7 protein-coding genes and 1 pseudogene are annotated in these 21655 nt (G+C 71.2%); 5 read left to right on the top strand and 3 right to left on the bottom strand.

Translation table 11 applies throughout. The features are described from left to right. Nucleotides 1-177 precede the first annotated feature (177 nt). The 4 genes and pseudogenes from OG496_RS02770 to OG496_RS02755 all read left to right on the top strand — a co-directional run bounded on the left by OG496_RS02770 (nt 178) and on the right by OG496_RS02755 (nt 15340). Nucleotides 178-4155, top strand: a complete 3978-nt coding sequence (locus OG496_RS02770) for a non-ribosomal peptide synthetase (RefSeq protein ID WP_405969395.1) — start codon at nt 178-180, stop codon at nt 4153-4155. Next, the gene (locus OG496_RS02765) at nt 4155-13211 is read left to right on the top strand and encodes an amino acid adenylation domain-containing protein (protein WP_405969394.1); all 9057 of its coding nucleotides are present in this window, start codon (nt 4155-4157) and stop codon (nt 13209-13211) included. Before OG496_RS02770 ends, OG496_RS02765 begins: the two co-directional genes overlap by 1 nt. A gap of 199 nt (nt 13212-13410) precedes the next feature. Continuing rightward, nucleotides 13411-14289 carry a TauD/TfdA dioxygenase family protein gene (locus tag OG496_RS02760; RefSeq protein ID WP_405976550.1) on the top strand — a complete coding sequence of 293 codons (879 nt, stop codon included), beginning with the start codon at nt 13411-13413 and terminating at the stop codon, nt 14287-14289. Between the two features lie 51 nt (nt 14290-14340). Then, nucleotides 14341-15340 (top strand): annotated as a pseudogene (locus tag OG496_RS02755) (LacI family DNA-binding transcriptional regulator). 68 nt (nt 15341-15408) lie between these two features. Here the strand turns inward: OG496_RS02755 and OG496_RS02750 are convergent. The 3 genes from OG496_RS02750 to OG496_RS02740 all read right to left on the bottom strand — a co-directional run bounded on the left by OG496_RS02750 (nt 15409) and on the right by OG496_RS02740 (nt 20241). Then, nucleotides 15409-17169, bottom strand: coding sequence for a cellulase family glycosylhydrolase (locus tag OG496_RS02750; RefSeq protein WP_405969393.1), 1761 nt, complete (start codon nt 17167-17169; stop codon nt 15409-15411). A gap of 74 nt (nt 17170-17243) precedes the next feature. Continuing rightward, a complete protein-coding gene (locus OG496_RS02745; protein WP_405969392.1) occupies nt 17244-18758 on the bottom strand; it encodes a glycoside hydrolase family 43 protein in 1515 nt (504 codons plus the stop codon). A 535-nt stretch (nt 18759-19293) separates the two neighbouring features. Beyond that, the gene (locus OG496_RS02740) at nt 19294-20241 is read right to left on the bottom strand and encodes an expansin EXLX1 family cellulose-binding protein (protein ID WP_405969391.1); all 948 of its coding nucleotides are present in this window, start codon (nt 20239-20241) and stop codon (nt 19294-19296) included. 161 nt (nt 20242-20402) lie between these two features. Here OG496_RS02740 and OG496_RS02735 point away from each other — a divergent pair, with 161 nt between their 5' ends. Next, the gene (locus OG496_RS02735; protein WP_405969390.1) at nt 20403-21593 is read left to right on the top strand and encodes an RNA-guided endonuclease InsQ/TnpB family protein; all 1191 of its coding nucleotides are present in this window, start codon (nt 20403-20405) and stop codon (nt 21591-21593) included. Nucleotides 21594-21655 lie beyond the last annotated feature (62 nt).

Genomic DNA, 21655 nt, shown 5'->3' with positions numbered 1-21655 from the left:
CGGTGACGGTTCCGCGGTGACGGCGCCCCGCGCATCCCGGCCGTCGGCGCCGCCCCCACCACGACGCCCGCTCGACGGCGAGCACGCCGAGTCAGGACCGACGGCAGTCCGGTGACCCCGGCGCGTCGCGCCCGATGTCATCCCGCCCCACACCGATGGGAAGGCCAGGTACCGCCGGTGCACACCACCCCCCACCCTGTCCCCACTCCATACGCGTCAGCCGAAACGGCCACGGACGACGCCGAGTCGGCGCCCCGCATCCGGCCCGCCTCCTTCGCCCAGCGGCGACTGTGGTTCCTGGCCCAACTGCCGGGCGCGAACGCCGCGTACAACGAGACGATCGCCTTCTCCTTGACCGGACCGCTCGACGTCGACCTGCTGTCCCGATCCTTCGACGAGCTGACCGACCGTCATGAGACGCTGCGGACAAGGCTGGTGGCCACCCAAGGGGACGTGTACCAGCACATCGACCCGCCCGGTGGGGGATTCGCCCTGACCTTCGAGGACCTCACCGCGGCCGATGACTCCGAGGCACGCGTCGCGGCCCGCCAACTCGACGAGGAGCAACGGCCGTTCGATCTCGACACCGGCCCCCTCGGGCGCGGACGCCTACTTGCCCTGGGACCAGACCGCCACGTACTCCTGCTGACGTTCCATCACAGCATCTACGACGGCGTCTCGATGAACGTCATGATGAACGAACTCGGGCAACTCTACGAGGCGTTCGCGGCAGGCGCCCCGAACCCGCTGCCCCCGCTCGCGGTGCAGTTCGCCGACCACGCGCACACCCGGGAACAAACCCTCCTCGACGGCGGGCTCGCCGCCCAGGAGGACTACTGGCGCCGCGCGCTGCACGACGCGCCGCCCGTCCTGGACCTGCCCACCGACCGTCCACGGCCGACGGAACAGCAATACGAGGGCGGCCGGGCCGAGTTCAGCCTCGACGCCGAGGTCACCGCCGGGCTCCGCAGCCTCGCGAGACAGCACGGTGCCACCCCCTTCGTGGCCGTGCTGGCCGGCTGGGCGATTCTCCTGTCGCGCCTTTCCGGGCAGGAGGACATCGTTGTCGGCAGCCCCTTCGCCAACCGGCGCGGCCCGGGCGCGGCCGGTCTCATCGGCTTCCTCGTCAACTCCCTCCCGTTGCGCATCGATCTGTCCGGCTCCCTCACCGTGTCCGAGGCCCTCGCCCGCACCCGCGCCGTCGTACGCGAGGCACTCGCGCACCAGGACCTGCCGTTCGAGCGGATCGTCGAGCTGGTCAACCCGCCGCGCAGCGCCTCCCGCACCCCGCTGTTCCAGACCATGCTGGCCTGGGTGCCCGAACGGCGGGACCTGCTGCATCTGCCCGCGGTCGACGCCCAGCCGCTGCCGATCGCCCACGCCCCGGCCAAGTTCGACCTGGCCGTCTCGGCGACCGAGTCCGACGGCCGGATCACCGGGTACCTGGACTACGCGACGGCCCTCCTCGACCACACCACCGCCGAGCGCTGGGCAGGCCATCTGCGGCGCCTGCTCACCGACATGACCCGCCACCCTGAACGGGACGTCCACGCGCTGGAGTTGATGGACCCTCAGGAACGCCGACGCGAGCTGCTCGACGGTGACGCCGCGTGGTCGGAGACCTCCGGGTCCGTTCCGCACGCGGCCTCCGGACTCGTCGAACTCTTCGAGACCCACGTCCGCGAACGCCCGACGCGCACCGCCGTCGTCGACCGCGACAACTCGCTGGACTACGCGGCCCTCGACCGCCGCGCCAACCACCTCGCGCACGCCCTTGCCGCCCGGTCCGTCCGACCCGGCGACGTCGTGGGCCTCCACGCGAAACGGTCCTGCGACCTGGCCGTGGGCATCCTGGGCATCCTCAAGGCAGGAGCCGCCTATCTCCCGCTCGACCCGGGCCAGCCCGCCGAACGCCTCGCGAACATGGTCGAGGACGCGGCCTGCCCCGTCGTCCTGAGCGACCACGACAGCGCCGAACGCGCCCCCGAATGGCTCGACTTGAGCGCGGTTGAGGCCGAGGGCGCGACCCGGCAGGGACCGCTCGCGGACATCGGCCACACACCCGACCGACTGGCCTACGTGATCTTCACCTCCGGGTCCACGGGACGGCCCAAGGGCGTCGCCGTCGAACACAGCAGCATCCTCAACCTGTTCGCCACCTGGCACACCCGCATGGGCACCGCCCCCGGCGAGGTCGGCTCGGCCTGGTCCAGCATCGGCTTCGACGCCTCCATCCACGAACTGCTGCTGCCCCTGACCACCGGCGGCGAACTGCACATCGTCCCCGAGGAGTTGCGCGGCGACCCCGAGGCCCTGCTGGCATGGATGCGCGAACACGCGGTGACCCAGACGTTCCTGCCGCCCGCCTACGTCAAGTGGATCGACGAGGACCCCGCCGTACGACTGCGCGGGCTCCAACTGCGCACGCTGCTCACGGGAGTCGAGTCGCTCACCGAAGCCGCCCTGCACCGCATGACACGGCACCTCCCCGGCCTGCGGATCTGCTTCGGCTACGGCCCCACCGAAGCGACCCTCTACAGCACCGCGTACTACGACCCCCGCCCGCTGGAACGGCCGTGCCCCATCGGCCGCCCGCTGCCCGGCACCCGTATGTACGTCCTCGACGGCCGCATGGAACCCGTCCCGCCCGGTGTGGTGGGCGAGGTGTACCTCGGCGGAGCGTCGCTGGCCCGCGGCTATCTCGGCCGCCCCGACCTCACCAAGGAACGCTTCCTGCCCGACCCGTTCGTGCCCGGCGAACGGATCTACCGCACCGGAGACCTCGCCCGACGCCTGCCCGACGGCCAGGCGCACTACATGGGCCGCGCCGACGACCAGGTCAAACTCCGCGGATTCCGGATCGAACCCGCGGAGGTCGAAGCGGCGCTCATGGCCCTGCCCGGAGTCCGCGAAGCCGCCGTCCTCGTCGACCACGACCAGGCCGGCCAGCCCCGCCTGCTCGCCGGCATCGGCCGGGGCACCGCACCGGCCCGCAGCACCCACGACTGGCGCACGGCCCTCGGCCGCCGCCTGCCCGACTACATGATCCCCGCCGTCTTCCTCGACCTCGACACCCTGCCGCTCAACCGCAGCGGCAAACTCGACCGGCCCCAACTGCTGCGCCTGGCCCAGGAGTCGACCTCCGACCAGGTCAACACGGCCAGCCCGCGCGACCACATCGAACACGGCCTGTACCGCATATGGCAGCGGATCCTGCTCCACCCCGACATCGGCGTCAGCGACAACTTCTTCGAGATCGGCGGCACTTCGCTCTCGGCCATCAAGATGGCCCACGCCGTCACCGAGACCTTCGGCCGCCGGCTACCGGTCGGCGAGGTGATGACCCGCCCCACCATCGAGTCGCTGGCCGCGCTGCTGCGCGAGGACGGCACCGCCCGCGCGCCCGGCAGCCTCATCGAGTTCCGCCCCGGCTCCGGCCCGCGCGTGGTCTGCGTCCACCCCGCCGGCGGCACCGCCTTCTGCTACCTGCCCCTGGCCGCCCTCCTGCCCGAGACCGTCGGGCTCTACGGCATCCAGTCGCCGGGAGTGAACCCGGACGAGACCCTCCTGCCGAGCGTCGAGGCCATGGCCGAGACATACCTGCGCCTGCTGGAACCGCTCGACGACGCACCCCTGGTCCTGACCGGCCTGTCCTACGGCGGCCTCGTCGCGCACGAGATGGGACGCCTCCTGGCCCGCGCCGGACACCGCGCGGTCAGTGTCGTCCTCCTCGACACCCAGGCCACCGACGACGCGTCCGCCCGTGCGGAGATCGGCGCCGTCGACGCGGCCGAGTTCCGCGACAAACTCGTGAGGTTCAACGGGATGTATCCCGGCATCGACGACGCCCAGGTCGACCGCTACTTCCACCTCTACAACCACAACCGGCTCACCGCCCGCGAACACCTCCCGGCGACCTCCCCGGCGCGCATCGTCCTCGCCCAGGCCGTACCGGACGGCGACGACACCCCCTTCCACGCCGAGGTCCGCGACTTCTGGCGCCGCCGCGCCGAGGGCGACTACCGCGTCGAGACGATGGAGTGCGACCACTGGGAGATCCTGGAGGGCGTCGGAGCCGCCCAGGTCGGCACCCTGCTCGCCACCGAACTGGCCCATCACGGCGCCCAGTTGACTCTGCCGATACGGGAGGCGTGATGGACCTCCGCCATGCCCACAGAGTCTCCCCGGTCCCTACGAGGTCCGTCTCCCTCGCGGAGGCCGTGCTGGGCCGGGCTCGCCGCATCCCCACCGCCATCGCCGTCGAGGACGGCAACCGGGTCCTCGACTACGCGGAACTCGAACGAGCCAGCGGCCGAGTGGCAACGCGCCTGCACGCGGCCGGAGTACGCCCCGGACACGCGGTCGCCGTGAGCCTGCCCCGCTCCTGGCAACTGGTCTGCGTCATGCTCGGCATCCGCCGCGCCGGCGCCACCGTCGTCCCCCTCGACCGCCTCAGCCCGCCCGACAGACAACGGCACATCCTCGACGACTCGGACGCCGTCGCCGTAGTGCACAACGGCGGGAGCCAACTGCCCGTACAACTCCCCGTGTTGGACGTCCACTCGCTCCTGGGCGGTGACGGTTCCGGCCTGCCCACCGTCTCCGCGGCACACCCCACCGACACCGCCACGGGCTTCGTCTTCTACACCTCGGGCAGCACGGGACACCCCAAGGGCGTGGAGGTCACCGACGAAGGAGTTCTGCGACTGGCCCGGCCCGGCTACCTCGACCTCCGGCCCGGCGCCCGCTTCGCCTGCCTGGCCAACCCCGCCTTCGACGCGCTCAGTTTCGAGGTGTGGGTCCCGCTCCTGACCGGTGGCGTGTGCGTCGTCCTCGACGACACGCAGGTGCACCGACCCGAGCGGTTGGCCGCCGTACTCCGCGAGCGCCGCGTGGACATCCTCTTCATCACCACGGCGCTGTTCAACGCGGTCGTCGAGCAGGTGCCCGACTCCTTCGCCACCATCGGACAGATCCTCGTCGGCGGCGAACAGCTCAACGCACGGATCATCCGCCGCTGGTACCGGACCAACTCCGCCGCCCGCACCGTCCTGCACAACATCTACGGGCCGACGGAAGCGACGACCTTCGCCCTGTGCCACCCCATCCCACGGGACTTCGCCGGCGACACGATCCCCATCGGCACCCCGCTGCCCGGTACCGGCGTGCTGCTGCGCACCGAGGACGACCGCACCGCCGCACCGGGTGAGGTGGCCGAACTGCTGCTGTCCGGACCGGCGTTGGCCCGCGGCTACCGCAACCTCCCGGAGCAGACCGACCGCAGCTTCGTACGAGTGCCGCATGGCGGCGACCGGCGCTGGTACCGCACCGGTGACCTCGTGAGCCAGGACACCGAGGGCCGGATCACCTACGTCGGCCGGGCCGACCGTCAGGTCAAGGTGCGCGGCTTCCGGATCGAACCGGGCGAGGCGGAGCGCCAGATCCTGGCCCAGCCCGCCGTCCGGCAGGCCTACGTGTGCACCCGCCGCGACGACGCGGACCGCAGCGAACTGCTCGCCTTCCTCGTCGTGGGCGACGACCTCTCCTACGACGCCTACGACCGTCACCTCGCCGGCGCCCTGCCCTCCTACATGCGTCCCCACCACACCTACCTCGTCACCGAGTTGCCGCGAAACGCCAACGGCAAGGTCGACCGCGCCGCCCTGCTGCGCGACGCTCCCAGCCCGTGGCGCGGTACGCCGGAAGGCGACACCCCCGTCAGCGCCGAGCAACGCCGGGTGCTGGAGATCGCCGAGGACATCCTCGCCGTCAACGGCCTGCGTCCCGGCGACCGTTGGGCGGCCAGCGGCGGCGACTCGCTGAAGGCGCTGCGCTTCCGCTTCGAGATCCTCGACCGCTTCGCCGTCGACCTGCCGCACGACCTCGTCCTGCGGGCGGACTTCGCCGCCCTCGCGGACGCCGTCCACGCTCCGGAGAGAGCCGCCGGTGAACACCCCGCCGTGCCCGCCCCCTCCGGCGAGGCGGCCGCGCCGGCCACCAGCGAGCAGGAACGCCTCTGGCTCCTGCACCAGCGGGAGCCCGAAAACCGCTCCTACGACGTGCCGTTGGCCTTCCGCGTCCAGGGCCGCGTCGACACGGCGGCCCTGCACAGCGCGGTGCGTACGCTGGTCGAACGGCACGCGGCCCTGCGCACCCGGCTGGTCCCCACCCCCGACGGACTCCTCCAGCAGACCGGCGATCCCTACGACCCCTGGCACCACCTCGAAGCCGGCCCCGGCGAGGAGTGGCAGGACACCGCCGACCGGTTCTTCGACCACCGCTTCGACCTCGCCGACGCCCGGATGCTGCGGGCGGCCTGGGTGACCCGGGCGGACGGCGGACTACTCCTGCTGCACCTGCACCACGTCGCCGTGGACGGCTGGTCGCTCAACCTCCTGCTCCGCGACCTCACCGCCGCTCACACCGCCGACGGCCCGGCCCACACACCCCTGGACTTCGCCCACTGGCAGCGCGCCTGGCACACGAGCCCCGCCTACGAGGCGCGTCGCGCGCGACTGCGCTCGCACTACGGCCGCGACGGCGAACCGTCACCCGCGCTGCCGGCCCCCGACGCGCCGGGTGCCCGCCTGCTGCGCACCTCGCTCGACCTCGTCCGCCGCGGCGCACTGGACCGACGTGCCGCCCAACTCGGCCTGACCCGCTTCCAGTTGCTGGTGTCCGCGTTCGCCGCGAGCCTGTACGGCGTGACCGGGCAGGACCGTCCGCTGATCGCCACGCCGGTGGCGAACCGGCCCCGGCCCGAATTCGCGGACACGGTCGGCATGTTCGCCAACACCGTGCTCCTCGACCTGCCGATGGAGCCGCACCACTCACTGGACGCCCACCTCTCGGCCCACTCCGACGCCGTTCACACCGTGTTACAGGACCAGGAGGTCGCCCTCGCCGACATCCTCGCGGACCGCGCCTTCCGCGAGCGAACCCCGTTGTTCGACTATCTCTTCGTCCTGGAGAACACCGACTTCTCGGCGCTGCGCCTGGACGGCTGCGAGGTGCGCCCCCTGTGGCCCGAGCCGCTGGGTGCCAAGTGCGCCCTCACCCTGTCGGTGGTGGAGCACGAGGGCGGGTTCGACTGCCTCTGGGAGTACCGCGACGACATCGGCGCCGAACGCGCCGAAGCCGCGGCCCTCCTCTTCCGCCAGGCCCTCGACCATCTGACCGACGACACCGACGTCACCCTGCACGAACTGGTCGCCACCCACCGCCGTTCCCTGCCCGAGCACGGCCGAGGCCCCACGCGGACACCGGACTTCACCACCGTCGCCGAAGGCTTCGCCCGACAGGTGGCCCGCACCCCGCACGCCCCGGCCGTCACCACCGGCGAGCTGACCCTCACGTATGCCGAACTGGACGCCCAGGCAGCGGAGTTGGCGGCGGTGCTGAGCACCCGTCTCCCGGCCGATCCCGCCGCCCCGGCCGCCGTGGCGCTCTACCTCCAGCCCTCCGCCGAACACATCGTGGCGGTGCTCGCGTCGGCACGGCTCAACCTCACCGTCGTACCCCTCGATCCCGCCTACCCGCCGCCCCTCCTGCGGCACGTGCTCGACCAGGCCGACCCCCTGTGCGTGCTCGTGGCGCCCGAGGACGAGGACATCCTCGCCGCGATCGCGCCACCGTCCCTGCCCCGGCACCTCCTCACCCTCGCCGAGGCCCCCACCACAAGGCCCCGACCGCAGACGCACCAGGGGCTGCGCCCGCTCTACACCCTGTTCACGTCCGGCTCCACCGGCACCCCCAAAGGCGTCCAGGTCCCCGACCGGACGCTGTGCAACCTGCTGACCTGGCAGCGCGTCGACGGCGGTCTGCGCGGGCCCGCCACCACCCAGCAGTTCTCCATGCTGTCCTTCGACGTCTCCTTCCAGGAGATCTTCACCACCCTGTGCTCCGGCGGACGGCTGCGCCTGGTGGAGCCCGCCTGGCGGCACGATGTCCCCTCCCTCCTGCGGGAGTTGGAGACCGGGGAAGCGGAGCGGATCTTCCTGCCGTACGTCGCTCTGCAACTGCTCGCCGAACACGGCGTGCGGACCCGGCAGTTCCCGTCCCGGCTGCGCGAAATCGTCACCGCTGGCGAGCAGTTGGTGTGCACCGACGCGATCCGCCGCTGGTTCACCGGTCTGCCGGACGCCCGGCTGTTCAATCACTACGGGCCCACCGAGACCCACGTCGTCAGCGGCCTGTGCCTCGACGGCGACCCCACCGGCTGGCCGCTGCGCCCGGCGATCGGACGTCCGGTGGCGAACGCCGTCCTGCGGGTCGTCGACGGCGGCGGCCACCCCGTCCCCCCGGGCAGCACCGGCGAGTTGCTGATCGGCGGCCTCATGGCGGGTCGCTGCTACCTCGGCGACGACACGCCGCACCGCGACCGCTTCACCGACGACCCCGACCTCGGGACCTTCTACCGCACCGGCGACCTCGCCCGCTTCGACGCGAAGGGCCTCCTGCACTACTCGGGCCGCGCCGACAGCCAGGTCAAACTCGGCGGCCACCGGCTGGAGTTGGGTCAGGTCGAGGCCGCGCTGCTCCAGTACCCCGGGGTGACCAACGCGGTCGCCACGGTGGCGGACGGACGGCTCGTGGCCTGCCTCCAATGCCGGGGCGGCGATCCCGACCCCGCGGACCTCGCGGACCATCTCGCCGGGTTGCTGCCGGCCTACGTCCGCGTCGGCCGCTTCCGCCGCCTGACGGAACTGCCGCGCACACCGAGCGGCAAGGCGGACCGTACGGCGGCGCTCACCGCCCAGGGCCGCGAACTGCGCCCGGCGGGCGCGACCACCCCGACCCGGTCACCTCTCGAAGGACGGCTGGCCGCGCTCTTCGAGACGGTCACCGGCAGGACGATCGACGTGGAACAGCGGTTCTTCGACGCCGGCGCCACCAGCCTGGACCTGATGCGCTTCCAGCTCCGCTGCGCGGGAGAGGGCGATCTCCCCTTCGCCGTACCGGAGTTGTTCGAGCACGTCAGCCTCCGCGCGCTGGCCCGCCTCATCGAGGAACGGGCATCGGAGGCCACCGCCCCGCTCGCCCTCGACGCGCCGCGACCGGCGGCGGAGCGGGCCGACGAACCCATCGCCGTCATCGGGATGGCCGTACGACTGCCCGGCGCCCCCGACCTGGCAGCCTTCTGGGACCTGGTGGTCTCCGGCCGCCGGGGCATCGAGCACTTCCCGGCGGATGACGAACGGGTGGGCGCCCGCAGCCAGTTGGCGGGGATGCTCGCCTTCGACCCGGGCCGCTTCGCGATCAGCCCGCACGAGGCCCGGCTGATGGACCCCCAGCAGCGGCAGCTCCTGATGAACTGCGTCGAGGCACTCGCCCACGCCGGCATCGGAGACCCGGCCGCACACCGGGTCGGACTCCTCGCCGCCTGCGGGGAGAACACCTACTTCCAACGCATGCTGCGCGAGGCGGACCCGGCCGAACTGCCCGACACCTTCCGGCTCGCGCTGCACCACGAGAAGGACTTCCTGGCCACCAAGGCCGCCTACCACCTCGGCCTGACCGGCCCCGCCTTCACCGTGCAGTCGGCGTGCTCCAGCTCGCTCGTCGGCGTACACGTCGCCGCCGGGCTGCTCCGGCAGGGCGACGCGGACGTGATGCTCGTCGGCGGTGTCCTCGTCGACACCGACCTCACCGACGGCTACACCTACCGGCCGCAGCACATCTTCTCGCCGGACGGCCACTGCCGGCCCTTCAGCGCGGACGCCGCCGGCACCGTCGGGGCCAGCGGCACCGGCGTGGTCGTCCTCAAGCCGCTCACCGCCGCCCGCCGCGACGGGGACACCGTCTACGCCGTCATCACCGGCTCCGGCATCAACAACGACGGCTCGGACAAGCTCAGTTACAGCGCCCCCGCCCTGGCCGGACAACGCGCCGCGATCCGCACCGCCCTGCACCGCAGCGGCCGCAGCGGCGCCGACCTCGGCTATGTGGAGGCCCACGGCACCGGCACCCGCCTCGGCGACCCGGTGGAGGCGGCCGCCCTGCGCCAGGCGTACGGCCTGGCGGACGACGCACGGGTCGCGCTGTCCTCCGTGAAGAGCCAGATCGGGCACCTGGGCGCCGCCGCGGGCGTCGTCGGCCTGGTGCGGGCCGTCCTCGCCGTGCACCACGGGATCGTCCCGCCCACGGCGGACTTCGACCGGCTCAACCCCGAGATCGACGACGGACCGTTCCGTATACCGGTCACGGCCGAACCCTGGCCGCAGAACGTACCGCGCGTCGCCGCGGTCAGCAGCTTCGGCATCGGCGGGACCAACGCCCATGTGCTCCTGGAACGACCGCAGTCGGGGGAGGACGGACCCGCTCCGTCCGAGACGATGCCATGCCTGGTGCTGTCGGGCGGCTCCGCCTCCGCCGTCCGCGCGGACGGCCGTCGTATCGCCGCCTACCTGAGGGCGCGCCCCGACACCTATCCGCAGGTCCTGCGCCACCTCCAGGCCGGCCGGCCCACGCTCGGCCACCGGGCGGCGGCCGTCTGCCCGGACGCCGGCTCCGCCGCCGCATGGCTCGACGCGATGGGGGAGGTCACCGCGCCGCACCCGCGAGCCGGGCTGTCGGCCCGGGACCAGGACGGGTACGCCCTCGCCGAGGCCTGGACCGCCGGACACACCCTCATATGGCCGGAAGGTCCCGCGTCCGCCCCCTGGGACTTCCCACCGCCCGCCTTCGAGACGGCGGAGTACGACTTCTCGCGCACACCCTCGCCGCCGACCGGACCGAGGCGACTGCCCGCCGACCAGTGGCTGCACCAGCCGGTGTGGACACGTCTGCGCCGCGCCCGCACCGGCGCCCACGAACCGCGACGCACCGCCGTCGTGGTCACCGCACCGGACGCGGGCGGCGGATCGTGGCGGTTCCTGGAACGGCACTACGCCCGGGTGGTGACCGTCCGCGCCGGGGAGAGCTTCGCCCGTCTCGACGAGAACCGCTACGACGCCGACCCCGCCGACTCCGGGCAACTCGCCTCCCTGCTGGCGGAGTTCGGTCCCGGAGTCGACTGGCTGCACGCGCTGCCACTGGCCCTCGACGGCAGCCTCGACGACCACGCGCTGGAGGCGGCGCAGTGGGCCTGCCTCGACACCGTCGCGGCACTCGCCCGCGCCCTGGCCGACGTCCCCGACGCCGAACGGCCCCGCGTCCGGCTGCTGTCCCACGGGGCACAGCCGGTCACCGGCCCCGTCCGCACTCCCGAGGCGGGCCTCCTCGCCGCCGCCCTCGAAGTCCCGAGGCAGGAACTGGGCGTGACCCTGCGCTGGACCGACCTGCCCGGACCCCGGCCCGCCGACTGGGCGGCACACCTGCCCGACCTGCTCCTCGACGACACCGTCACCGAACCGGCGACCGCCCTGCGCGACGGCTTCTGGTGGCAACGCACCCTCCAGCCGGTTCCGGTCCCGCACACCCCGGCGCCCGCGGACCAACCGGCCGCTCCTGGAACCCACTTGGTGCTCGGCGGCACGGGAGGCATCGGCGCCACCCTGGCCGCACGCCTCCTGGAGCAGCCCGGCAACCGCGTGGTCCTCGTCGCCCGGGGAACGGAAACCCCGGCCGCCCTGCTCGCACACCGGGACCGCGTCACACTGGTCCGGGCCGACCTCGCCACGGACGACCTGAGCGCGATCGTGGACCGCCTGGCCCCGCACCTCGACGGGCTCGCCGGCATCGTCCACGCGGCGGGCACGGCCGCCGGCGGGCTCCTCGCCCGTCGTGGCCCCGCCACCGCCCGCCGTGCCACGGCCGCCAAACTGCGCGGCGCCCTGCTCGTCGAACGGATCATCGCCGAGCACGACCCCGACTACGCGGCCTACTGCTCGTCAATGGCCGCCAGGTTCGGAGGAGTCGGGCAGTTCGACTACGCGGCGGCCAACGCCTGCCTGGACGCCTACGCCCACCACACGCCTCCCGGCGGTGACGACGCCACCGTCCGTATGAGCATCGGCTGGGACGCCTGGCGGGACGTCGGCATGGCACAGGACGCCCTGGCCACCGACGTCCGACACCAGGAACACCTGAAGGCGGCACTCACCCCCGAGGACGGCGCCGCGGTCTTCGAGCGGGCCCTGCACCTGCAGTTGCCGCACCTGTTGGTCAACACCACCCCCTTGACGGAGGCCCCCTACTTCTACGAACACGAGCCGCTCACCGACCCCAGGCCGGTGCCCTCCGCGCGACCCGCACCCGCCGACCCCACGGCCGACCTCACCGAGATCCTGCTCGACCTCCTTGGCATGGACACCATCGACCCGCAGGCGCCGCTGTACGACCTGGGCGCCGACTCGCTCACCCTGCTCGAACTCATCGACGAGGTGAAACGCCGCTACGGCACCGACATCGACCTGTCCCGGCTCAGCCACCGGGTGAGCCTCACCGAGATCCTCGGCCACCTCGACACCGGCACGCGCGCGTCCGCCGCCGGAGTAGACGTCGAGGTGTGGCAGCGCGGACCGGGCCCCGACGTGCTGTGCCTGGTGCATCCGGTGGGCGGCGACATCCAGGCCTACAGGCCTCTTGTGGCGGCCCTGCCCGACGAGTTGACCGTCTGCCTCATCGCCGACCCGAAACTACGCGACCCGGCGCAACCCGCCCGGTCGATCGCCGACCGCGCCGCACACTACCTCGATGCCGTGCGGGCCGCGTTCCCGGACCCCAACTACCGCCTGCGCCTGGCAGGTTGGTCGTTCGGTGCCTGGACCGCCTTGTCCATGGCGGCACTTGCCGAGGCGGACGGCCGACCGGTCGACGCCGTCCACCTCCTCGATCCGCCGCCACCCGGCGCCGGACAGCGGCTCGCCGCCTACGACGAGGAGCAGGTGGACGCCGTGTTCGCCCGGGAGTTGAGCGGCAACGGCGGCGGTCGGCTGCCGGAGTCCGGCCGCGCCTACGCCGAGCGTCTCGCGCACTGCTGCCGCACCAACCTCGCGGCCATGGCCGAGCACCGACTGCCCCGACTGCACCGGACGCCCGCCGAGGTGTGGCTGGCCCAACGCCCGGTAGAGGAAGGGATGTTGACCCCCGAACCGACCGAGTCGGACGCGTGGGACGCCCATCTGCCCCGCCCCTACCGCCTCCACCACGTCGACGCCACCCACTACGAACTCGTGGCAGAACCCCACGTATCGGCGATCGCCGCAGCACTCGCAGCCGACCCGCCCGAGACGCGTGCCGCCCTGTCCCGCTCCGCCGGACGGTCCTGAGGAGGCCGGCGTGCAGCATCCCTGCGCCGGCCAGGCCGAGCGGTACTTCTGGCGTCCGGCCGTTGCCGGACCCGACGCGTTCGACAGCACCGACCTGCGCACGCAGAAGTTCACGAGCGGCCAGAACGCCCCGTCGTCGACCGAGGCCCTTGTAGGCCGGTCACCCTCACCCACCCCACCGATCCCACGGAGGTCCCCCATGGAGGAGTACGCACTCAAGGCCGTCGAGCGGCTCACCACCCGCCCCGCCGAGCCCTACGACACCCTGTCCGTCGCCCCGATCACCCCGCTGCTGGGCGCGGAGGTCACCGGCCTCGACCTGTCCCGGGAGCTGACACCCCAGCAGGAGAAGGAGCTCAAGCACGCCTTCCACACCCACCACGTCCTCGTCTTCCGCGACCAGGACATCACCCCCGAGGAACACAAGCGGTTCGCGGGCGTCTTCGGCGAACTGCACCCCGTCGCCCTCGCGCCCGAGGGATCCGACCCGTACATCCTGGACATCAAGGCGACCAAGGAATCCAAGGCCGTGGCCGGCAACGGCTGGCACGCCGACGGCACCGCCGACGCCGAACCCTCCCTCGGCTCACTGCTGTACATCACCACCGTCCCCGAGGGCGGCAGCGGCGGCGACACCGTCTTCGCCAACATGCACCTCGCCTACGAACTTCTCTCTCCGGCGATGCGCACCTTCCTCGAAAGCCTCACCGCGCTCCACGACGGATCCCTGCCCTGGACCGCCGCCGGACAGACCCCGCCGCCCGAGTACGAGGTGCCGCGCACCGAACACCCGGTCGTCGTCCGCCACCCCGAGAACGACCGCAAACTGCTGTTCGTCAACGCCCCCTACACCTCGCACATCACCGAACTGTCCCGCACCGAGAGCGACGCGCTGCTCGACATGCTGTACGCGCACATCGCCCGCACCCAGGTGCTGCACTGCCGGGTCCGCTGGCAGGAGCGCACCCTCGTGCTCTGGGACAACCGCAGCGTCCAGCACCACGCCGTCTGGGACTACTTCCCGCACACCAGGGAGGGCCGCCGGGTCGCCGTCAACGGCTCCCCGCTGCGGGCCTGAACGGGTCCAGGTTCCCCGACGCGAGCGAAGGTGCCCCTGTGCGGCGGAGTCATCCTGCGCGACGGCGACGGCGACGACGTCCGCGGCTTCAACACCGCGGGTGTCTCCGTGCCCACCGTGTCGAAGGTGCTCAACGGCTGGTCCGGGGTGTCGGACGAGACCCGGGCCCGCGTCGAGCAGCTGATCCACCGGCACGGTTACCGCAGGCCGCCTAAGAACCGCAGCAATCTCGTGGAGCTCGTGTTCCGTGAACTGGAAAGCATGTGGGCCGTGGAGATCATCCGCGGCGTCGAAGGCGTGGCCCGCAAGAACCGGATCGGTGTGCTGGTGTCGGAGTTCGGACTCCATGACGCCTCGGGCATGACCATCGACGACACCGTCGGTCGGCGGCCCCGGTGCGTCCTGTCGGTGGCGCAGCTCTCCGAAGCGGAACGCGAACAGCTGACGGCGAAGGGCATCCCGTTCGTCGTCGTCGACCCGATCGACGAACTGCCCGACGACGTACCGTTCGTGGGTGCCACGAACTGGAGGGGCGGGCAGGCGGCGACCCGGCATCTGGATCGGGCTGGAGCACCGGCGCATCGCCATGATCAGCGGACCGGATCACCCCTTCTGCCAGGCCCGGCTGTCCGGTTACTCGTCGGCTCTCGCAGAGGCCGGCCTGTCGATGGAACCCGACCTGGTCGTGAAGACCCAGCTCACACGGGAGCACAGGTACGCCGCCGCGCGGGAGCTGCTGTCCCGCCCCGATCGCCCCACCGCCGTGTTCACCGCCAACGACATGCAGGCACTCGGCGTCTACCAGGCCGCGCGCGAGCAGGGGCTGCGCATCCCGCATGATCTCAGCGTGGTGGGTTTCGACGACGTACCGGCCGTGTCCTGGATGGATCCGCCTCTGACCACGGTTCATCAGCCGTTGGCCGAGATGGCGATGGCCGCCACCGAGCTCGCTCTGGCGCTCGGCCGAGGTGAGGAAGTGCCGCAGCGGGGACTGGAGATCGCGACCACCCTCACCGTCCGAGAGAGCACGGCTCCGCCCAAGGAGGAGTGAGGCACCCGCCCGCAGAGGCCGGTGCCCTGGTTGCCGGAAGGGCCAACCAGGGCGAAGGGGCCGGTGGTTCAGGATGTCGTGCCGGTCACCGAGCCTCCGGACCTGGTGACGTGGTAGGTGACGGTGGCGCCGCTGTAGAAGTGGAAGGTCAGCGTCACCGGCTGACTGTCGCGCAGGGCGTTCAGGAAGTCCGGGGTCAGGATGATCGTGCCGCCCGGATAGTCCGGTGAGAAGGCCCGGTTGAACTCCTGGTACGAAGTCCAGTCGGCCTGGCCGGCGTTGGTGCCGTCGGCGTACTTGGCTTCCATGGCCGCCAGTACGTCACCCCGGTACTGGGTCGGCAGGGCGAACGAGCCGGTCGTACCCGTGGCGTTCGACAGCACCGGAGTGTCGGACGTGGTCACGTCGATCGTCCACGGCAGCCCGCGGGAGAACCGGGCCTGGAGCGTCGCGTTGACCCCGTACCGACGATCTCCGGCCAGCCGGGTCAGTGCGCGCGCCGTGAGGGTGAGTTGGTTGTCGGTGACGGTGTAGTCCTGTCCCGGGGCGAGCTGGGTGCTGCCCTGCCACAGACCGCGGAACTGGGTGCCGTTGGGATTCAGAGTGAGCGTCCTGGCCGTGATCGGGCCGGACTTCGGCACGAAGACCTTGTCGAAGGACGCGGTTCCCGAACGAGTGGTCCAGCTCGACTTGATCCAGGCGAACAGGGCGGGGTCGGTCCACGCCAGCGTCTCGCGGTTCAGGTAGGCGAAGGTTCCGGGGTCCCACAGGGCGGTGGTGACACCGGCGGCGCGCGCCGCGTAGCCGACGTGCTCGAAGTACTTCAGCGCCTCACCCCGTTCCACGCGGTCGGGGTGGTTGTGGTCCGGATAGCTGAGCAGGCCGTACTCACCGAGGTAGACCGGGATGTTCTTGGCGACGAACGTGTCGTGCATACGGGCGAAGGCATCGTTGAGGTCCTTCTGGGCGGCCGCGTCGTACAGGGTGCCTCCCGCGATGTTCACGCTGAACGGATACCAGCTGTAGTAGTGCACGGTGGCCACGAGATTGCTGTCGTGCAGCGCGCCGATCGTGGTGGACAGGGCGTCCATGAAGTCCTGGGAGGGTGTGCAGCCCACCGTGGGCAGCACGAGCAGACGGCTCGCGTTCTCGCCGCCCGAGGAGCGGACGACCGTGTGGAAGGAGGTGTTCAGCTCGTTCAGGAACTCGGCCTTCTGCGCGTCCGTGGCATTGTCGAAGGACGGTTCGTTGACGCTCTCGAAGAGCAGGGTGCGAGGCTCGGCGCGGAACGCCGAGGAGATCTGGGTCCAGGTGGCATTGAAACGGGCGAGCACGTTGTCGTGGTCGGTGGGCATCTTCGAGATCCACTCCCACGAGTCGTGGTGGACGTTGAGCACGACGTACAGACCGTCGGCCAGCGCCCAGTCGACCACCTGCTCGACACGGCTCATGAAGGTGGGGTCGATGGTGTAGGGCGCGGTGGCGGACTGGTGGTCGGCCCAGGTCACCGGGATGCGGACGCTGCGGAAGCCCTGCGCACGAAGGGTGTCGAACAGCGATTTGGTGACCGCGGGATTGCCCCAGGACGTCTCGTCCGGGACCGCGTCCAGGGTGTTGCCCAAGTTCCAGCTCGGCTGCATCGCGGCGACGGCGTCCATGGCCCGGGCCGGAACGCCGACCTTCGACGGTGCCTGCCTCGCCATGCCCTCCGGCGAGGCGAATCCGGTGCCGGCGGACAGTCCCAGGACGACGAGGAGGGCCATCAGCAGAGCGGTCGGGCGGCCGGGGCCGCGGCTGCGGTGGTGCGCGGTGTGCCGGGTGCCGATCATGTTCTGTCCTCGCGTTCGGCCGTGTGTGTCGGTCGCGCCTTTCGGTGGGTCGTCCGGAGGGAGCGGAATCCGGTTCAGGAGGTGAGCGGTTCGTGGTCGAACCAGTCGAAGTGGACGGTGCCTTCGGCTGCGAACAGGCCGATGACGCGGCCGGTGAACCCGCCGGCCACTTCGGTGGACAGGTAACGGCCGTCGAGCGTGGTGAGGGCGGTGAACGCGCCGTCCGGCTCCTCGATGCCGAAAGTGAGAGCGTCGGGCCCCGTACGCGCGTCGTGCGGAGCTGGTGGTTCGGTGATGTCGACGCGTAGGACGGCAGGTCCTTCGGGCAGAGGCCGGGAAGCCACGACCGTGTTCAGGGAGCCGACCCGGGCGATCACCCGGACGTCGGTGGCGGAGGCCTCGATCTCGTAGTGGTGCCGCTCGTCGAGACGGACGGCGAGGCCTCCGCGCCCCTGGGATGCGTCGATGAGGGTGCGCGCCCGGCACCTCAGGTCCTGTTGGCGCCGACCGGCGAACACGACGTCCGGTTCGTCCAGTGAGCCACCGCGGGCCCGGAGTGTGAGCCAGCCGGGGCGCTTTTCGGTGCTGTAGTGCTCGGCGGGACGGTCGCGGACGGAGATCCAGGCAGGCCGTAGGCCGGTGCGGTCGAAATCGTCGCGTGACTCCTCGTCGGGACCGGGGTGCAGAGGCCAGCCGGGAGCGGATGCCTCCAGCGCTACCTCACCGACGACGGGCCAGCCGTCCTTCCATGTGACGGGAGCGAGGAAGGTCTCCCGGCCGAGGACGTGCCAGCCGGGGGTGCCGCCGCCCGGCCGGACCCCGAGGAACACCATCCACCAGGTGTCGTCGGGCGCTTGGACGAGGTCGGCGTGACCGGTGTTCTGGACGGGGTGATCGGTGCCCCGGTGGGTGAGGATCGGGTTCGCGGGGCAGGGCTCGAAGGGGCCGCGGGGGGAGGGGCCGCGGGCGATCGACACACCGTGGCCGCGCTCGGTGCCACCCTCGGCGATGAGCAGATACCAGTACTCGCCGATCCGGTACAGGTGCGGTGCCTCCGGAGCCTTCGCGCCGGGCCCGCCGGACCAGAGCGCGTGCGGGGTGCCGTACGTCCGCCCGGTGGACGGGTCGATACGGACCTGCGACACCCCGGCGACGGTGCACCAGCAGGTACCGTCCTCGTCCCAGGCCAGGTCGGGATCGATACCGGGCACGCCTGGTGCCGGGACCGGATCCGACCACGGTCCGGCCGGGTCGGTCGCCGTCACGATCAGGTTGCCGCCGCCCTCACTGCAGTTGGTGACGATCAGCCAGAACCGTCCGTCGTGATGGCGCAGGGTGGGGGCGTAGATGCCACCCGAGGACGGCATGGAGGCAGGCAGGCGCACCTGCTCGGGCCGGTCCAGGACGTTGCCTATCTGCCGCCAGTGCACCAGGTCACGGCTGTGGAAGAGGGGTACGCCGGGGAAGTACTCGAAGCTGGAGCAGGCGAGGTAGTAGTCCGCGCCGACCCGGCAGATGCTGGGATCGGGGTGGAAGCCGGGGACAACGGGGTTGGCGAACGTGCCGTCCGCCCGCTGCTGGTGGGGCACCGACGGGGTCCTTTCGTCGAATCGTGGCGCTCGGCCGGCGCGATTCAGTAAGCGACGGGAGCCGCGGGGGTGACGCGCGGCAGAACGGCCGACGGATGGAGCAGGTCGACTCGGGCAGTGGTGACCCGCAGGTGGTGGCGGGAGTGCGCAGGGCCAGGGCGATCCAGGGGTCGTCCCAGGAGGGCAGACCGAGCGGCCAGGACGGCACGGATGGCCTTGTACGTCGCCACCGCTGTCCCCAGCGCAAGGTGCTCTGTTCCGTGGCCATGGTGGTCCTTTCCGGTCAGTGTCCGAGCAGAACCACGGAGCCCCCGCGCGGGACCTCGTACGTGCACGGCGCCCGTCCTCCCGCACTGTCGAAGCGCTTCACCTGACTGGGAAGGTAACGGAGAAGTTTCGTACGAAACAAGGGGCTCTACGCCAGGAAACGTTCTCTCGATCTGGCCATTGACACACTTTTCGGAGTGACGGCAGCGTCGATGCGCTTCGACAATGTGCACCTGCGGCGCAGGCGGAATGCGCCGCAGGGGCGCGATCAGTGCCGGGCGAACTGGACCCGGGTCGGTTGGACGACGTTTGCCCGGAGGGCGATCCCACTGACAGTGAGCTGTTCTCCGTAGACGTCGGTGATTCTGATCGTGCTGCCGCACCCACTGCCGTCGGCGGATACGAAGTAGTCGTAAGCGGTGCGGGGCAACTGCCGCCAGCCGCCGCTGGTGCGGACGTCCAGTCGCGCCACCGGATTGCGATGGCCGATCACCTGGATGGCGCACCAGTAGGGGTTGGACCCGGTCTTGTACCTGATGGACACCGTCCGGGACGTGCTGGGGCTGACCAGGTTCCAGCTGATGGGGATCCGGCCGACCTTGAGGTCGGCGAGTTCGGCGAAGGCCTGCCGGCTGAGGTCGAGTTGCCCGGGTGCGCAGGGCAGAGGGCACTCGTTGGTGATCCGTACCGTGATGGAGGCGCCGTTCGCCGCGTGGACGCGGACGTACGCACCGCATGCTCTGGACGTCTCGTAGTCGGTGGTGTTCATCGCCGCGATCATCATGTCGTCGCTCGGGCCGAACAGGCAGGCGCCGTCTCCGTCTCCGGCCTCGTAGGCGGTGGCGACGCCCTTGTAGGTGGTCCCGGGCCGTATCCGTCCCGCCGACGGTTCCGTGGTCGACGCTGCCCGCGCGGCCTTCGGCGTGGTCGTGGCCGACGGCCGTTTCGAGGGGGCGTGCGCGGACGCCTTCGGCGTCCGGGAGCCCGTCGCGCTCGGAGTGCCCGGGCGACTCGGGATGTCCGTCGGGAGCGTGACCCTTGCCGGGGTACCGGCGGCGGACGCGAGCGAGACCGACGTCCCGTCGGTCTCGCGGTCGGGGAGCAGTACCAGGAACAGGGCGATGACGACCCCTGCGACGGCGAGCGACACCGTAGTGCCCACCATCAGCCTGTGTCTGCGCCTTCGCTGCCGCGCGATCTGTCGTGCTGTCTTCATCGGGATTCTCCTTCGTGGATACTCCCGGCTTCAGCCGGGGGAGGAATCGAAGCTCCTGCGAAGGAGGGCAGGGAATGCCGGTTCGCTGTCAGGGCGGACCGGCGTCCACCGTCTACCGGCCGACACCCGCCACTCACACGGAAGTTGATACGGTGTGTGGCATGGCGCGGCAGGTCAAGCGGGCGTTCAAGTACCGCTTTTACCCCACCGGCGAGCAGGCGGCCGAGCTGTCGCGCACGTTCGGCTGCGTCCGTCTCGTCTACAACAAGGCGCTGGAGGAGCGCACCCGGGCCTGGAACGGAGAACAGCGCCGCATCTCCTACGTCCAGTCGTCGGCCGCGCTGACGGAGTGGAAGAAGACCGGGGAACTCGCCTTTTTGACGGAGGTGTCCTCCGTTCCGCTTCAGCAGTCGCTGCGGCATCTTCAGACGGCGTTCGGGAACTTCTTCGCCCAGCGCGCCAAGTACCCGCGCTTCAAGTCTCGGAAGAAGTCCCGCGCATCGGCCGAGTACACGCGTTCCGCCTTCGCGTGGCGTGATGGGAAGCTGACGCTGGCGAAGATGACCGAGCCGCTGGACATCCGCTGGTCGCGCCCCTTCCCGCAGGGAGCGGAGCCGACGACGGTGACTGTGTCCCACGACAGTGCTGGACGTTGGTTCGTGTCGATGTTGTGCAACGACCGCATCGCCCCCGCGCCCGCCACGGCAAACGCGGCCGGTATCGACGCGGGCATCACCTCGCTGGTGACTTTGTCCACCGGGGAGAAGGTCACCAACCCGCGTCACGAGCGGCGCGACCGTGCCCGACTGGCGAAGGCGCAGCGGGAGTTGTCCTGCAAGGCGAAGGGCTCCGCGAACCGGGAGAAGGCCCGCAAGCGTGTCGCCAAGGTCCACGCGCGGATCGCCGACCGACGCCGCGACTTCCTGCACAAGCTCACTACTCGTCTCGTCCGTGAGAACCAAACGGTCGTGATCGAGGACCTCGCCGTCCGCAACATGGTCAGGAACCACGGTCTCGCCCGAGCCATCTCGGACGCGGCCTGGCGTGACCTGCGGATGATGCTGGAGTACAAGTGCGCCTGGTATGGGCGCGAGCTCGTCGTGATTGACCGCTGGTTCCCGTCCAGCAAGCTGTGCGGGACCTGCGGAACGATCGCCGAGAAGATGCCGCTGAACGTCCGCGAGTGGACGTGCGACTGCGGCGCTGTGCACGACCGCGACGTGAACGCGGCCTGCAACATCCTGGCGGCCGGGCTGGCCGTCTCGGCCTGTGGAGCTGGTGTAAGACCTCAAGGGAGTTCTCCTGGCGGGCAGTCGGCGTTGAAGCAGGAACCCCCACGGCGCGAGCCGTAGGAATCCCCCTCCTTCGGGAGGGGGAGGAAGTCAACCGTTCTGGAAGATCGAACCGGTGCAGT

Origin of the sequence: Streptomyces sp. NBC_00988, from assembly GCF_045162645.1 — a bacterium.
Classification (GTDB): Bacteria; Actinomycetota; Actinomycetes; order Streptomycetales; family Streptomycetaceae; genus Streptomyces.
The sequence above is the reverse complement of the archived record's forward strand: the minus strand, read 5'-3'. Positions and strand labels throughout refer to the sequence as shown.

What these genes read in the sequence shown, in the direction of transcription:
- OG496_RS02765 (WP_405969394.1), top strand. Translation starts at nt 4,155, where the DNA reads ATGGACCTCCGCCATGCCCACAGAGTCTCCCCGGTCCCTACGAGGTCC.
- OG496_RS02760 (WP_405976550.1), top strand. Translation starts at nt 13,411, where the DNA reads ATGGAGGAGTACGCACTCAAGGCCGTCGAGCGGCTCACCACCCGCCCC.
- OG496_RS02750 (WP_405969393.1), bottom strand. Translation starts at nt 17,169, where the DNA reads ATGATCGGCACCCGGCACACCGCGCACCACCGCAGCCGCGGCCCCGGC.
- OG496_RS02740 (WP_405969391.1), bottom strand. Translation starts at nt 20,241, where the DNA reads ATGAAGACAGCACGACAGATCGCGCGGCAGCGAAGGCGCAGACACAGG.
- OG496_RS02735 (WP_405969390.1), top strand. Translation starts at nt 20,403, where the DNA reads ATGGCGCGGCAGGTCAAGCGGGCGTTCAAGTACCGCTTTTACCCCACC.